We start from the raw sequence: 14,487 nt of genomic DNA, 5'->3' as shown, positions 1-14,487 counted from the left end.
TCCTGGAGGATGCGCAGCAGGCGCTCCTCGGCGGCGCGGGCGAGCCGCGATGCGGCATCCGCCGTCGGGTCGGTGATCGCCGCGGCGAGCTCGTCGAGGTAGCGGCGCTCGCTCTGGGCGCGGCGCGCGTCGTTGACAGCGCGCCAGAGCAGGGCGCGACCCTCGGCGAAGACCAGCTCGACATCGACGCCGGCCGGCACCTTCTTCGTCGCGGCGTCGAGCCAGGTGGCGTAGTCGTCGGCGTAGGCCTGGACCCGGAACCGCCACTCGCCCTCGCGGTCGACCTGGGCGAGCGCCGTCCAGCGGTCGAAGCCCTCGTCGAGGGTCATGGGGTGCACGGTCTGCTCGCCGTCCGGGGGCAGCAGGACGAGGTCGGCGCGGAGGATGCCGTAGCCCTCGCGGAACGCCACCGCCGTGAAGGGTACGACCTCGCCGACGAAGGCCTTGGCGGGCCACGCGCCGCCATCGACACTGGGTGCGAGCTCGAGGATGGGGAGCCGCCCGATTGTCGCCACGACACGACGCTAGCGCCCTGGGGGAGTGCTATCCCTCATTGGCCGCGTGCGGGTTACCCGCCGGAAGCGCTCCACCGGTTAGCGTTGGCCTGTGAAGGCTATCCGCAGGTTCACCGTCCGCGCGGTCATGCCGGAAGCGCTCGCGTCGGTCGAGGAGCTTGCCCTCAATCTGCGCTGGTCGTGGCACGAGCCGACGCAGCGGCTCTTCCGCACCATCTCGGAGCAGGCGTGGCAGGAGACCAACCACGACCCGATCGCGCTGCTCGGGGCCGTCGAGCCGTCGCGCCTCGCGGAACTCGCGGCCGACCCGGGATTCGTGGGGTGGGCGGATTCCCTCCGCGCCGACCTGCGGCGCTACATCGCCGAGCCCCGCTGGTTCCAGGCCCTCGAGGACGCGCCCAACGGCATCGCCTACTTCTCGCCGGAGTTCGGGGTCGCGGCGGCGCTGCCGCAGTACTCCGGAGGCCTCGGCATCCTCGCCGGAGACCACCTCAAGAGCGCGTCCGACCTCGGGGTGCCGCTGGCGGGAGTGGGCTTGTTCTACCGGTCGGGCTATTTCGCGCAATCCATCTCGCCCGACGGCTGGCAGCAGGAGAGCTATCCCGTGCTCGACCCCGACGGCCTGCCGCTCGTGGTGCTGCGCCGGCCTGACGGCTCGGCCGCCCGCATCGCCCTCGCGCTGCCCGACGGCCGTGCGCTCTACGCCCGCATCTGGGTCGCCCGAGTGGGGCGCATCCCGCTGCTGCTGCTCGACACGAACATCCGCGAGAACGCGGAGGACCTGCGCGGCATCACCGATCGCCTCTACGGCGGCGGCGGGGAGCACCGGCTGCTGCAGGAGCTGCTGCTCGGCATCGGTGGTGTCCGCGCCCTCACGCTCGCCGCCGATCTCACCGATCGGCCGATGCCGGCAGTGTTCCACACCAACGAGGGCCACGCCGGATTCCAGGGGCTGGAGCGCATCTCCAAGCTCATCGGCGAGGGGCTGACGTTCGACGCCGCACTGCAGGTGGTGCGGGCCGGCACGGTCTTCACGACGCACACGCCGGTGCCGGCCGGCATCGACCGCTTCGACCGGTCGCTCATCGAGCGCTACTTCGCGACCCCCGAACTGCTGCCGGGCGTCACCCGCGACCAGGTCCTCGCCCTCGGTGCGGAGACCTACGCCGGAGGGTCGAAGAGTGTCTTCAACATGGCGATCCTCGGCCTGCGCCTCGGCCAGCACGCCAACGGCGTCGCGAAGCTGCACGGCAGGGTGAGCCGTGCGATGTTCTCGGGGCTCTGGCCCGGTTTCGACGTCGACGAGGTGCCCATCGGGTCAGTGACCAACGGCGTGCACGCGCCGACGTGGACCGATCCGGTGCTGGTGAGCCTCGCGGAGACGCGCCTCGGCACCGCCGACACGACGAGCGCCGACTGGCTGAGCCCCGCGCTGTCGGACGCGGAGCTGTGGGCGGCGCGCGGCGCGATGCGCGCGGCGCTCGTCGCCGACGTGCGGCGTCGCGGGCACGCGGCGCACGAGAACGAGGGCCGCATCGCGCCGACCTGGGTCGACACGATCCTGGACCCCGAGGTGCTCACGATCGGCTTCGCCCGCCGGGTGGCGACTTACAAGCGCCTCACGCTGATGATCCACGACCTGGAGCGCTTCAAGCGCATCCTGCTCGACCCCGCTCGGCCCGTGCAGTTCGTCGTCGCCGGCAAATCGCATCCGGCCGACGACGAGGGCAAGCGCCTCATCCAGGAGCTCTACCAGTTCGCGTCCGACCCCGCGGTGCGCGCGCACATCGTCTTCCTGCCCGACTACGACATCACGATGGCGAAGACGCTCTATCCCGGCTGCGATGTCTGGCTCAACAACCCGCTGCGCCCGCTCGAGGCGTGCGGCACGAGCGGAATGAAGGCGGCGCTGAACGGCTCGCTCAACCTCTCGATCCTCGACGGCTGGTGGGACGAGTGCTACGACGGCGAGAACGGCTGGGCCATCCCGTCCGCCGATTCGGCGGGGGATGCCGCGGAACGCGACGACCTCGAGTCGGCGGCGCTCTACGACCTCATCGAGCACCAGATCGCACCGCGGTTCTACGACCGCAACGCCGACGGCGTGCCCGAGCGCTGGGTGCACTCGATCCGCCACACTCTTGCGACGCTCTCACCCGAGCTCTCCGCCGACCGCATGGTCAAGCAGTACGTCTCCGAGCTCTACCGCCCGGCCTCGCAGCTCGCCTCGCGGCTGAGCGCCAAGGGATTCGCCGACGCGAAGGCGCTTGCGGCGTGGAAGGCGCGCGTCGTCGCGGCCTGGCCCCAGGTGTCGGTGCAGCATGTCGAGTCGGGGGGAGTGGACGACGTGCCGCAGGTCGGCGACAGCCTGCACCTGCGCGCCCACGTCGCGCTCGGCTCCCTCGCCCCCGACGACGTGCACGTCGAGGTGGTCTACGGCCACGCCGAGTCCGGCGACGAGATCGTCGCGGCGGGCCGCCTCGACCTCGAGGTCGAGACCGTCGCGGGCAATGGCGTCGAGGGCACGATCGCGTTCGGCGGCACGGTGCCGCTCGAGCGGGCGGGCACGTTCGGCTACACGGTGCGCGTGCTGCCGAAGAACGAACTGCTCGCCTCGGATGCCGAACTCGGCCTCATCGCCTCTGCTTCCTAGCCTCCGCTCCGACCGCCCGCGCAGGTCAGTGGGCTCGGAAGAGCTGCATCGACGTCGCCGTCACCGCGACCGTGTCGCCGGGGGCGAACTCGTCGAGCGCGTCCGACGGCGTCTCGTCCGCGGAGTTCCAGAGGCGGGTGTAGCCGCTCACGCCCTCGTGGGCGGGCAGCGTCACCTGCACATCGTTCTCAACGCCGTGCACGATGAGGAGGATCCGGTTGAAGTCCTCGAACTCGGGGGTGGAGGCCGCGAGGTACTGCAGCGTGCGGTTGGCCGGGCTCTGCCAGTCGGATTCCGACATCGTGGTGCCGTCGACGTCGTACCAGTCCATCTGGCTGGCGCTCGGCACGGTCTCTCCGAACTTTCCGTAGCGCACCGGGCGCAGCGCTGGATTCTCGCGTCGCAGCGCGATGAGCTTCGTGGCCGTCGTCTGCATGCCGGCGGCGGCCTCATCGCGGTCCCAGCGCACCCAGGTGAGCTCGTCGTCGTGGCAGTAGGCGTTGTTGTTGCCCATCTGCGAGCGGCCGAATTCGTCACCGGCGGTGAGCATCGGCACCCCCGCGGAGAGCAGCAGCGTGCCGAGCAGGTTCCGCATCGCCTTGCGGCGGACGGCGTTGATCGCCCGGTCGTCGGTCGGCCCCTCCGCACCATGGTTGAAGGACCGGTTGTTGTCGGTCCCGTCGCGGTTGAACTCGCCGTTGCCGAGGTTGTGCTTCTCGTCGTACGAGACCAGGTCGGCGAGCGTGAACCCGTCGTGCGCGGTGATGAAGTTCACCGACGCGAGCGGACCGCGCTCGGTCGAGAACGTGTTCGACGAGCCGGCGAGGCGGGTGGCGAAGCCGCCGATGCCGGTCGGGGTGGCCGCGCCGGTGCGGGCATCGGCGATGTCGCGCAGCCAGAAGTTGCGCACCCGGTCGCGATAGCGGTCGTTCCACTCGCTCCAGCCCGGCGGGAAATTGCCGGTCTGCCAGCCGCCGAGACCCACGTCCCAGGGCTCGGCGATGAACTCGACACCCTCGAGGGCGGGGTCGTCGAGCAATCCGTAGAGCAGCCGGGATTGCGGGTCATAAGCGCCGTCATTGCCGCGGCCGAGCACAACGGCGAGGTCGAAGCGGAAGCCGTCGACCTGGCACTCATTCGCCCAGAACCGCAGACTGTCGCGTACCAGGCGCGCGCTCGCCGGTTGCGTGAAGTCGATGGTGTTGCCGCAACCAGTGGTGTCGATGTAGGTGCCGTCGTCCTGCTGGCGGTAATAGTTCGCATTGTCGAGCCCGCGAAAGCTCGACGTCGGCCCGCCGATGCCCTCCTCGGCGGTGTGGTTGTAGACGACGTCGAGGATGACCTCGAGTCCGGCCTCGTGGAGCAGCTTGACCATGCCCTTGAACTCGCGCAGCACGGCGCCCGGGCCTGCCGCCTGGGCCGTCCTCGTCGCGTAGAGGGGGTGGGGGGCGAAGAATCCCACGCTGTTGTAGCCCCAGTAGTTGACGAGGCCCTGCTTGATGAGCCGCTGCTCGGAGGCGAAATAGTGGATCGGCAGGAGTTCGACCGCAGTCGCGCCGAGACCGGTGAGATAGGCGATCGTGGCGGGGTGGGCGAGGCCGGCGTAGGTTCCGCGCAGCTCGGCGGGCACCTCCGGCGCGAGCTTCGTGAAGCCCTTGACGTGCGCCTCGTAGATGACGGTGCGGTCGAGGCCGGTGCGCGGCTTCGCCGAGGTGCCCCAGTCGAACGCGCCGTCGACGACGACCGAGCGCCACTCATCGGTGCGGAGCTTCTGGATGCCGCGGGCGTAGGGGTCGAGGAGGACGAGTTCCTTGTCGAACCGGTGTTTCGGTCCGGTCGGGCCGGTCGCGCGGATGCCGTACCGCCGGCCCGGCGTGAGCTTCGCCGACGCGGCCGTCCACACGTCGTCCGCACCGCGGGTCATCGGCACGGCCTCGACGAGCCAGGCCGGATCCTTGTCGCTGTAGAGGCACAGTTCGAGCGAGTCGGCGCTCGCGCTCCATACCCCGACGGTGCCGCCGTCCGTCGTCGTCGTCACGCCCAGCGCAGACGTCAAGGCGGAGGCGACCATGCTGAATAGAGTAATGAGCTATGGCCGTGTACCTCGATCACGCGGCGACGACCCCGATGCTGCCCGAGGCGATCGACGCCTACGCCGAAGCGTTGCGCACGGTCGGCAACGCCTCGTCGATCCACGCCTTCGGCCAGGCGGCGAAACGCTCGCTCGAGGAGGCCCGTGAGGCCGTCGCCGCCTCGGTTGGCGCCGACCCCATCGAGGTCGTCTTCACCTCGGGGGGCACGGAGGCGATCAACCTCGCGGTCAAGGGTCTGTTCTGGGCCCGGCATCCCGGCGAACGGCCGCGCCGGGCGATCGTGGCGCCGGAGGGCGAGCACCACGCGACGATCGACGCGATCGAATGGCTCGAGCGGCACGAGGGCGCGCGGGCGCGCTGGATCCCGCTCGACGCGTCCGGCGTCGTCGACCGGGATGCCTGGCATCGGGCTCTTGCGCCGGACCCCGGCGACGAGGCCGCCCTTGCCACCGCGCTCTGGGCCAACAACGAGATCGGCACGATCGAACCCGTCGCCGAGCTCGCCGCCGCCGCCCGCGAGGCTGGCGTGCCGATCCACGTCGACGCGGTCGCCGCCTACGGGCATGTGCCCATCGATTTCCGCGCCCTGGGCGCTGCGGCGCTCAGCGTCAGCGCGCACAAGATCGGCGGGCCGGTGGGCATCGGCGCTCTGGTGCTCGCCCGCACGGCGGCCGTGGAGCCGCTGCTCCACGGCGGCGGCCAGCAGCGCGGCATCCGCTCCGGCACTCAGGACGTCGCCGCGGCAGCGGCTTTCGCGGCGGCCGCCCGGGCGATGCAGCGCGACTTCGCGGCGCGCAACGCCCGCCTCGTCGCCCTGCGCGAGCGCGTCATCGCCGGCGTCCACCAGGCGGTACCCGAGGCCCGTCTCAGCGGGCCGGGCGGCGACGCGCGCCTGAGCATGAACGCGCATTTCACCTTTCCCGGCGCCCAGGGGGACTCGCTGCTCTTCCTCCTCGACCAGCAGGGCGTGGCGGTGTCGACGGGGTCCGCGTGCCAGGCGGGAATCCCCGAGCCGTCGCACGTCGTGCGCGCGATCGGCCGCACCGCGGCGGAATCCCGCAGCGCCCTGCGCATCACTCTCGGCGAGACGTCGACCGAGGCCGACGTCGACGCGCTCCTCGCCGCCCTCCCCGCCGCTTATGCGAAGGCGCGGGAGGCCGGCCTCACCACACGCGGGTGAAGGGCAGGGGTTTGCGCATCCGGATGAGCAGCAGCAGCGGGATCACGATGTACGGCCCGTTGAACGCGAGGAACACCGCCGGATTCGGGGTCGGCAGGTCAGCCGGTGCGCCGAACAGCTCGACACCGAAGATCGGAATTCCCGTCAACGCGATGATCATCGTCGCGTAGATGACGCTGGGGAGCTGGATCCAGTTCCAGGCGCGGATGATGGCGATGTCGAGGACCACGTAGAACACGACGTAGGCGAAGGCGCTGGTGCCGCTGATGAAGCGCAGCCAGGTCGGGTGCGAAGCGTAGAGCGGGTCGAAGTTGTGCGCGTACCAGTAGTTCCACTGCACGAGCAGGTTGGGCGAGTTCGGCACCATATCGAGGCCGAGGCCCTCGACGGAGTCGCTGATGATGCAGGTGACGATGAACACCGTGAAGATCACGAGGAACGCGATGTCGTAGGGGCGCTTCGCGAGCGGCAGGTTCGCGGGCGGGGTTGCGGTCGTTGCGGTCGTTGCAGTCACGGCTGGATTGTACCGGCTGAGGTGCGCTCTCCCGTTCGAGGCGTGTCGCGTGCGAAAATCGAAGGGTGAAGGTGCTGGCGGCGATGAGCGGCGGGGTGGATTCCGCCGTCGCGGCCGCGCGCGCGAAGGACGCCGGCCACGACGTGGTCGGCGTGCACCTTGCCCTCAGCCGCACGCCGGGCACGCTGCGCACCGGCGCGCGCGGGTGCTGCACCGTCGAGGACGCCCTCGACGCCCGACGCGTGGCCGACCTCATCGGCATCCCCTTCTACGTCTGGGACTTCTCGGAGCGCTTCACCGAGGACGTCGTCGACGACTTCATCGCCGAGTACCGCGCCGGCCGCACCCCGAACCCGTGCATGCGCTGCAACGAGCGGATCAAGTTCGCGGCCCTGCTCGACAAGGCGCTCGCGCTCGGCTTCGACGCGGTGTGCACGGGCCACTACGCGACGGTGGTGGCGGATGCCGCCGGCAACCGCGAGCTGCACCGCGCCGCCGCCTGGGCCAAGGACCAGTCCTATGTCCTCGGCGTGCTCACCGCCGAACAGCTCGCGCACGCGATGTTCCCGCTCGGCGCCACGCCGTCGAAGGCCGAGGTGCGCGCCGAGGCGGAGGCGCGCGGCTTCTCGGTCGCGGCGAAGCCCGACTCGCACGACATCTGCTTCATCCCCGATGGCGACACCCGCGGGTGGCTGGGCGAGCACGTCGGTGTCGCGCCCGGCGACATCGTCGACCGCGCCGGCGCGAAGGTCGGCGAGCACCTCGGCGCCCACGCCTACACGGTCGGCCAGCGCCGTGGGCTCAGCCTCGGGGTTCCCGCGCCGGACGGTCGGCCGCGCTTCGTGCTCGAGGTGCGTCCGGCGGACAACACCGTCGTCGTCGGCCCCAGGGAGGCCCTCGACATCGTCGAACTCGCGGGGGAGCGCTTCAGCTGGGCCGGCCTCGCCCCGCGGCATCCCGCCGCCGGGTTCGGCTGCGAGGTGCAGGTGCGCGCGCACGCCGATCCGGTGCCCGCGGCCGCGGCGCTCGTCGACGGCGAGCTGGTGGTGCGCCCGGATTCCCCGATCAGCGGCGTCGCGCCCGGCCAGACCGCCGTGCTGTATTCCGGCACCCGGGTCCTCGGGCAGCTCACCATCGCGCGCACGCGCAGCGCCGTACCGGCCGCCTGACCCCTCCGGGGGGTGGACCCGGCACTCTGGGTGTTTCCCGAATACGGGGAAGCCATCCCCAGTAGACCCCTGTAGCCTCGCCGAGGAGCACTGAGGAGGTGTCACTCGTGGCCGAGCGCAAGATGCGTTCCGACGCACTCGCGAACCGCGACAAGATCGTCGCCGCCGCGCGTGCCGTCTTCGCCGAGCAGGGCGCTTCCGCGCCCTTCGACACGATCGCGCAGCGCGCCGGCGTCGGCAACGCGACGCTGTACCGCCACTTCCCGAACTCCGCGACGCTGCACGCCGCCATCCTGGAGCGCAGGCTGGAGGAGGCCGTCGCACTGCTTGCCGGGCTCGAGGCCGAGCCCGACTCGTGGCTCGTCATCGAGGCCTTCGTGCGCTGGATCGCCGTCGCACCGGACGTGAGCCTCATCGACCTCATGATCGAGCGGGATCCACCGCCGAGCCGCCTCACCGAGCTCTCCGGGCAGGTGCGCTCGCTGTTCGGCGCGCGCATCGCGGAGGCGGCCGCCGCCGGCGTCATCAAGCCCGACATCAGCTACGACATCATCATCACGGCGATGTTCGCGATCACCCAGGTCGGCCTGCAGGCCGACCTCGCCCCGGCGCTCAGGGAGCGCTTCCTCCAGGTCCTGCTCGACGGCATCACGGCGTAGGGGCCGACGTCGGAGGTTCGCCTTAGTCTTTCCCCGTGGCCACCGCTGCGTCCGACCCGACCCTCGACGAGGCGCACGTCGAGGTCGCCGACCTGACGCGCCGCATCAACGATGCGGCCGACGCGTACTACGAGCGCGACACGCTCCTCATGTCCGATGCCGAGTACGACGGCCTCATGGCCCGGCTGCGCGAGCTCGAGCGGCTCTGGCCCGAGCTGCAGTCCCAGGATTCCCCGACCCTGCGCGTCGGCGGGCGCGGCGACACCACCCTGTTCGCCCCCGTCGCGCACGCCGAGCCCATGCTCAGCCTCGACAACGTCTTCTCGGCCGGCGAGCTCGCCGACTGGGCGGTCAAAACAGCGGAATCCGCAGGCACCGCGGTGCGCTGGCTGTGCGAGCTCAAGATCGACGGCCTCGCCATCTCGCTGCGCTACGAGCACGGCCGGCTCGTCTCGGCGGCGACGCGCGGCGACGGCCGGGTCGGCGAGGACGTCACCGAGAACGTCCGCGCCATCGCGGCGATCCCGGGGCAGCTCGCCGGCTCGGGCCATCCGCCGCTCGTCGAGGTGCGCGGCGAGGTGTTCTTCAAGGTTGCCGACTTCGACGCGCTCAACGCCAGGCAGTCGGCGGCGGGCGAGAAGCAGTTCGCGAACCCGCGCAACGCCGCCTCCGGCTCGCTGAGGCAGAAGGCCGAGGGCAAGACGCCGGCCGCGCTCGCGCTCATGCGCGACCGGCTGAGCCGACTGAGCATGCTCGTCCACGGCATCGGAGCGTGGGCCGAGCCGCCCGTGGCGACGCAGTCCGAGGTCTACGGGCTGCTCGCGGCGTGGGGGCTGCCCACGAGCACGCACCTCCGCGTCGTCGACTCGATCTCGGCGGTTCAGGAGTACGTGCGCTACTACGGGGAGCACCGGCACGAGGTCGAGCACGAGATCGACGGCATCGTCGTCAAGGTCGACGACCTCGCACTGCATGACGAGCTCGGGGCGACGAGCCGCGCGCCGCGCTGGGCGATCGCCTACAAGTACCCGCCCGAGCAGGTCAACACGAAGCTGCTCGAGATCCTCGTCGGCATCGGCCGCACCGGCCGCGCCACCCCGTACGCGGTGATGGAACCGGTGCGGGTCGCCGGCTCGGTCGTCGAGCGGGCGACGCTCCACAACCAGGACGTCGTGCGCGAGAAGGGCGTGAAGATCGGCGACACCGTCGTGCTGCGCAAAGCGGGCGACGTCATCCCCGAGGTGCTCGGCGCCGTCGTCGAGCTGCGCGACGGGACCGAGCGCGACTTCGTCATGCCCGAGCGCTGCCCGGAGTGCGGCGCGGCGCTCCAGCCGATGAAGGAGGGCGACGTCGATCTGCGCTGCCCCAACGCCAAGGGCTGCCCGGCCCAGGTGCGCGGGCGCGTCGAGCACATCGGGTCGCGCGGCGGCCTCGACATCGAAGGCCTCGGCGAGCGCGCCGCAGCGGCGCTCACCCAGCCGCCGGCGCCGCTGCTGCCGACCGAGGCGGGGTTGTTCGACATCGTCGACCCGGCGACGCTCGAGGGCATCGAGATCACGGTGACCGATCTCGAGACCGGCCTTCCGGTGCTCGATTCGGCGGGCAATCCCGAGCGCGACCGGCCGTTCCAGCGCATCGTGAGGCGCTGGACCCTCGACAAGGTCGAGCATCGCGAGTACGGCCCGTCCAAGGCCGCGGAAGAGCTCGTCGCGAACATCGCGGCGGCGAAGACGAAGCCGCTCTGGCGCATCCTCGTCTCGCTCAACATCCGGCACGTCGGCCCGGTCGCGGCGCGCGCCCTGGCCGACTGGTTCGGCTCGCTCGACGCGATCCGCGCGGCGTCCGCCGAGCAGCTCGGCGAGGTCGAGGGCGTCGGCGCCATCATCGCCGAGTCGCTCCTCGAGTGGTTCGCGGTCGACTGGCACCGCGAGATCCTCGCGCGCTGGGCGGCGGCCGGCGTGCAGTTCGCCACGCCCGGCCATCCCGGCCCGGGCGCGGCGGCCGGTGCCGCGGGCGTGCTGTCCGGTCTCACCGTGGTCGTCACCGGAACCCTCGAGGGCTACACGCGCGAGAGCGCCGATGAGGCGATCATCGCCGCCGGCGGCAAGTCGTCGTCCAGTGTGTCGAAGAAGACCGACTACGTCGCGGCCGGCCCCGGCGCCGGCTCGAAGCTCGCCAAGGCGGAGGAGCTCGGCATCCCCGTCCTCGACGCCGCGCAGTTCCGCACCCTCGTGACTCGGGGGCCCAACGCGCTGGACGGCTGAGCGGGCACCCCGCGAGCGCGCTGGAGCCCGGGCCGCTCCTAGGATTGAAGGCGATGTCTGAAATCAACGCCGACCTCGTGCGGCACCTCGCCGGGCTCGCTCGCATCGACCTCAGCGACGCGGAGGTGGCCAGCCTCACGAGCGAGCTCGCCGTCATCGTCGACTCCGTCGCCAAGGTCGTCGAGGTCGCCACCCCTGACGTGCCCGCGACGAGCCATCCGCTGCCGCTCCTCAACGTGTTCCGCGACGACGAGGTGCGCCCCTCGCTCACGGTCGAGCAGGCGCTCTCGGGCGCGCCCGCGCGCGACGGCGACCGGTTCACCGTCGCCGCCATCCTCGACGAGGAGGTGTGATGGGCGACCTCACCCGGCTGTCGGCCGCCGCCCTCGCCGCCGCCCTCGCCGCACGCGAGGTCTCGGCCGTCGAGGCCGTCCAGGCGCACCTCGACCGCATCGCCGCGGTCGACGGCGATGTCCACGCGTTCCTCCACGTCGCCTCCGACGCCGCCCTCGCCGCCGCCGCAGGGATCGACGCGCAGCGCGCCGGCGGCGAGCCGCTCGGCCCGCTCGCGGGGGTGCCGATCGCCATCAAGGACGTGCTCTGCACGTACGACATGCCGTCGACCGCGGGCTCGAGGATTCTCGAGGGCTGGATTCCGCCCTACGACGCCACCGTCGTCGCGAAGCTGCGCGCGGCCGGCCTCATCCCGCTCGGCAAGACCAATATGGACGAGTTCGCCATGGGCTCCTCGACGGAGCACTCGGCCTACGGCCCGACGCACAACCCGTGGGATCTCGCCCGCACCCCCGGCGGATCGGGCGGTGGCTCGGCGGCGGCGCTCGCCTCCTTCCAGGCGCCCCTCGCCCTCGGCTCCGACACTGGCGGCTCCATCCGCCAGCCGGCCTCCGTCACCGGCACGGTCGGCGTCAAGCCCACCTACGGCGCCGTGAGCCGCTACGGCGCCATCGCGCTGGCCAGCTCGCTCGACCAGGTCGGCCCGGTGACGCGCACGATGCTCGATGCGGGCCTGCTGCACGATGTCATCGGCGGGCACGACCCGCTCGACTCGACCTCGCTCGCGGAATCCTGGCCGTCGATGGCGGATGCCGCGCGCCGCGGCGCCGAGGGCGGCATCCTCAGCGGCCTCAAGGTCGGCGTCGTGCGCGAGATCGCCGGCACCGGCGCAGGCTTCCAGGCGGGCGTGCGCACCCTGTTCGAGCAGTCGATCGGCATCCTCGCGGCGAACGGGGCCGAGATCATCGAGGTGAGCGCGCCGAGCTTCGAGTACGCGGTCGCCGCCTACTACCTGATCCTTCCGGCTGAGGCGTCGAGCAACCTCGCCCGCATGGACTCGGTGCGCTTCGGACTGCGCGTCCAGCCCTCGGACGGCCCGATGACGGTCGAGCGCGCCATGAGCGCGACCCGCGGCGCGGGCTTCGGCGCCGAGGTCAAGCGCCGCATCATCCTCGGCACCTACGCCCTCAGCGCCGGCTACTACGACGCCTACTACGGCAGCGCCCAGAAGGTCCGCACCCTCATCCAGCGCGATTTCGCCGCCGCCTTCGGCGTCGTCGACGTGCTGCTGAGCCCCTCGTCGCCGACGACCGCGTTCCAGCTCGGCTCCCTCGTCGACGACCCGCTGGCGATGTACCTCAACGACATCACCACGATCCCCGCGAACCTCGCCGGGATCCCCGGCGCGAGCATCCCCATCGGCCTCGCGCCCGAGGACGGGCTGCCCGTCGGCCTGCAGCTGCTCGCGCCGGCGCGAGCGGATGCCCGCCTCTACGAGGTGGGGGCCGCGATCGAGACCCTGCTCGAAGACCGCTGGGGGGGCCCGCTGCTGGCCCAGGCGCCGGCGCTGAACACCGCGAAGGAGGCGTGATGGCGAAGGACGCCCTGCTCGACTACGACACCGCGATCAAGCTCTACGAGCCGGTCATCGGCTTCGAGGTCCACGTCGAGCTCAACACCAGGACGAAGATGTTCTGCGGCTGCGCGAACGCTTTCGGCCAGGGCGCGAACACCAACACCTGCCCGACCTGCCTCGGTCTGCCCGGCGGTCTGCCCCAGGTCAACGGGAAGGCCATCGAGTCGGCCATCCGGCTCGGCCTCGCGCTGGGGTGCGAGATCGCCGAGAACTGCCGCTTCGCCCGGAAGAACTACTTCTACCCCGACCTCGCGAAGAACTTCCAGACCTCGCAGTACGACGAGCCGATCGCCCACGACGGGGCCGTCGTCGTCGAGCTCGAGTCGGGCCGCGAGATCGAGATCCTCATCGAGCGGGCGCACATGGAGGAGGACGCCGGCAAGCTCACCCACGTGGGCGGTGCGACCGGCCGCATCCAGGGCGCCGACCACTCGCTCGTCGACTTCAACCGCGGCGGCGTCCCGCTCATCGAGATCGTCACCCGGATCATCGACGGCGCCGAGGCGGACGCCCCCGAAGTCGGTCGTGCCTATGTCGGCGCCGTCCGCGACCTCGTCAAGGCGCTCGGCATCTCGAACGCGCGCATGGAGGAGGGCAACGTGCGCTGCGACGCGAACGTGTCGCTGCGCCCGCGCGGTTCCGGCACGCTCGGCACGCGCACCGAGACCAAGAACGTCAACTCGCTGCGCTCGATCGAGCGCGCGGTGCGCTACGAGATCCAGCGGCAGGCGGCGGTGCTGGAATCCGGCGGCACGATCACGCAGGAGACCCGCCACTGGCACGAGGATTCCGGCACGACCTCGCCGGGGCGGCCCAAGAGCGACGCCGACGACTACCGCTACTTCCCCGAGCCCGACCTCGTGCCGGTGGCACCCTCCCGCGAGTGGGTCGCCGAGCTCGCCGGGACGCTGCCCGAACTGCCGGCCTCGCGCCGCAAGCGGCTGCGCGCGGCCTGGGGATTCACCGCTCTCGAGTTCCAGGACGTCGTCAACGGCGACCTGCTCGACGCCGTCGAGGCGACCGTCGCGGCCGGCGCCGCGCCGGCCGACGCCCGCAAATGGTGGACCGGCGAGCTCACCCGCATCGCGAACGTCCAGGGCGTCGAGGCCTCGGAGCTCGTGACGCCGGGGCAGGTCGCCGAGGTCGCAGCGCTCGTGGCATCCGGCGACCTCACCGACCGCCTCGCCCGCCAGGTGCTCGAGGGCGTCATCGCGGGCGAGGGATCGCCTGCCGAGGTGATCGAGAGGCGCGGCCTGCGGGTCGTCTCCGACGACGGCGCGCTCATCGCCGCGATCGACCAGGCGCTCGCGGCGCAGCCCGACGTGCTGGCGAAGATCCGCGACGGCAAAGTGCAGGCCGCCGGCGCCGTCATCGGCGCGGTCATGAGGGCCATGGGCGGGTCGGCGGACGCCGCGCGCGTTCGCGAACTCATCCTCGAGAGGGCCGGGTAGCCGGTCGTCGGCAGGCTGATCACGTGAACTCGAGCGGCTGGGTCCGCGAACTCGTCTTC

11 protein-coding genes are annotated in these 14,487 nt (G+C 71.6%); 8 read left to right on the top strand and 3 right to left on the bottom strand.

Features of this window, described 5'->3' with window-relative positions; all coding sequences use genetic code 11:
• Positions 1-515: maltotransferase domain-containing protein (locus M7D61_RS03290; RefSeq protein ID WP_298227568.1), on the bottom strand; the 515-nt coding region annotated here is incomplete at its 3' end.
• A gap of 91 nt (positions 516-606) precedes the next feature.
• Between M7D61_RS03290 and glgP the strand changes: the two genes are divergently transcribed.
• Positions 607-3,168 (top strand): alpha-glucan family phosphorylase, encoded by a 2,562-nt coding sequence (gene glgP / locus M7D61_RS03285; RefSeq protein WP_298227566.1) that lies wholly within the window; start codon positions 607-609, stop codon positions 3,166-3,168.
• 25 nt (positions 3,169-3,193) lie between these two features.
• On the opposite strand, the gene glgX is transcribed toward glgP, so the two are convergent.
• On the bottom strand, positions 3,194-5,239 hold the full coding sequence (gene glgX / locus M7D61_RS03280) for a glycogen debranching protein GlgX (RefSeq protein ID WP_298227564.1): 2,046 nt from the start codon (positions 5,237-5,239) through the stop codon (positions 3,194-3,196).
• Between the two features lie 20 nt (positions 5,240-5,259).
• Here glgX and M7D61_RS03275 point away from each other — a divergent pair, with 20 nt between their 5' ends.
• A complete protein-coding gene (locus M7D61_RS03275; protein ID WP_298227562.1) occupies positions 5,260-6,441 on the top strand; it encodes a cysteine desulfurase family protein in 1,182 nt (393 codons plus the stop codon).
• Here the strand turns inward: M7D61_RS03275 and M7D61_RS03270 are convergent.
• Complete coding sequence (locus tag M7D61_RS03270) at positions 6,425-6,955, bottom strand: emopamil-binding family protein (protein ID WP_298227560.1); 531 nt, start codon at positions 6,953-6,955, stop codon at positions 6,425-6,427. The two genes, M7D61_RS03275 and M7D61_RS03270, sit on opposite strands and share 17 nt — an antisense overlap.
• A 65-nt stretch (positions 6,956-7,020) precedes the next feature.
• Here M7D61_RS03270 and mnmA point away from each other — a divergent pair, with 65 nt between their 5' ends.
• From mnmA to gatB, 6 genes are all read left to right on the top strand, one after another.
• On the top strand, positions 7,021-8,124 hold the full coding sequence (gene mnmA, locus M7D61_RS03265; RefSeq protein ID WP_298227558.1) for a tRNA 2-thiouridine(34) synthase MnmA: 1,104 nt from the start codon (positions 7,021-7,023) through the stop codon (positions 8,122-8,124).
• Between the two features lie 107 nt (positions 8,125-8,231).
• Entirely contained in the window at positions 8,232-8,783 is a 552-nt protein-coding gene (locus tag M7D61_RS03260; protein ID WP_298227556.1) for a TetR/AcrR family transcriptional regulator, read from the top strand.
• Between the two features lie 35 nt (positions 8,784-8,818).
• Positions 8,819-11,047: an NAD-dependent DNA ligase LigA gene (gene ligA, locus M7D61_RS03255; protein ID WP_298227554.1), complete on the top strand. Its 2,229-nt coding sequence runs from the start codon at positions 8,819-8,821 to the stop codon at positions 11,045-11,047.
• A gap of 53 nt (positions 11,048-11,100) precedes the next feature.
• Positions 11,101-11,400 (top strand): Asp-tRNA(Asn)/Glu-tRNA(Gln) amidotransferase subunit GatC, encoded by a 300-nt coding sequence (gene gatC, locus M7D61_RS03250; RefSeq protein ID WP_298227552.1) that lies wholly within the window; start codon positions 11,101-11,103, stop codon positions 11,398-11,400.
• On the top strand, positions 11,400-12,932 hold the full coding sequence (gene gatA / locus M7D61_RS03245) for an Asp-tRNA(Asn)/Glu-tRNA(Gln) amidotransferase subunit GatA (protein WP_298227550.1): 1,533 nt from the start codon (positions 11,400-11,402) through the stop codon (positions 12,930-12,932). The genes gatC and gatA overlap by 1 nt, the downstream gene beginning before the upstream one ends.
• The gene (gene gatB, locus M7D61_RS03240; RefSeq protein WP_298227548.1) at positions 12,932-14,428 is read left to right on the top strand and encodes an Asp-tRNA(Asn)/Glu-tRNA(Gln) amidotransferase subunit GatB; all 1,497 of its coding nucleotides are present in this window, start codon (positions 12,932-12,934) and stop codon (positions 14,426-14,428) included. Before gatA ends, gatB begins: the two co-directional genes overlap by 1 nt.
• The last annotated feature ends 59 nt before the right edge of the window (positions 14,429-14,487 follow it).

The organism is Gryllotalpicola sp. (assembly GCF_027352875.1).
GTDB lineage: Bacteria > Actinomycetota > Actinomycetes > Actinomycetales > Microbacteriaceae > Gryllotalpicola.
Note: the sequence above shows the minus strand (reverse complement) of the source record. Positions and strands in the feature narration are given on the sequence as shown.

Excerpts from the sequence above, each read along its gene's own strand:
- glgX (WP_298227564.1), bottom strand. The coding sequence starts at position 5,239 with ATGGTCGCCTCCGCCTTGACGTCTGCGCTGGGCGTGACGACGACGACG.
- M7D61_RS03275 (WP_298227562.1), top strand. The coding sequence starts at position 5,260 with ATGGCCGTGTACCTCGATCACGCGGCGACGACCCCGATGCTGCCCGAG.
- gatC (WP_298227552.1), top strand. The coding sequence starts at position 11,101 with ATGTCTGAAATCAACGCCGACCTCGTGCGGCACCTCGCCGGGCTCGCT.
- gatA (WP_298227550.1), top strand. The coding sequence starts at position 11,400 with ATGGGCGACCTCACCCGGCTGTCGGCCGCCGCCCTCGCCGCCGCCCTC.
- gatB (WP_298227548.1), top strand. The coding sequence starts at position 12,932 with ATGGCGAAGGACGCCCTGCTCGACTACGACACCGCGATCAAGCTCTAC.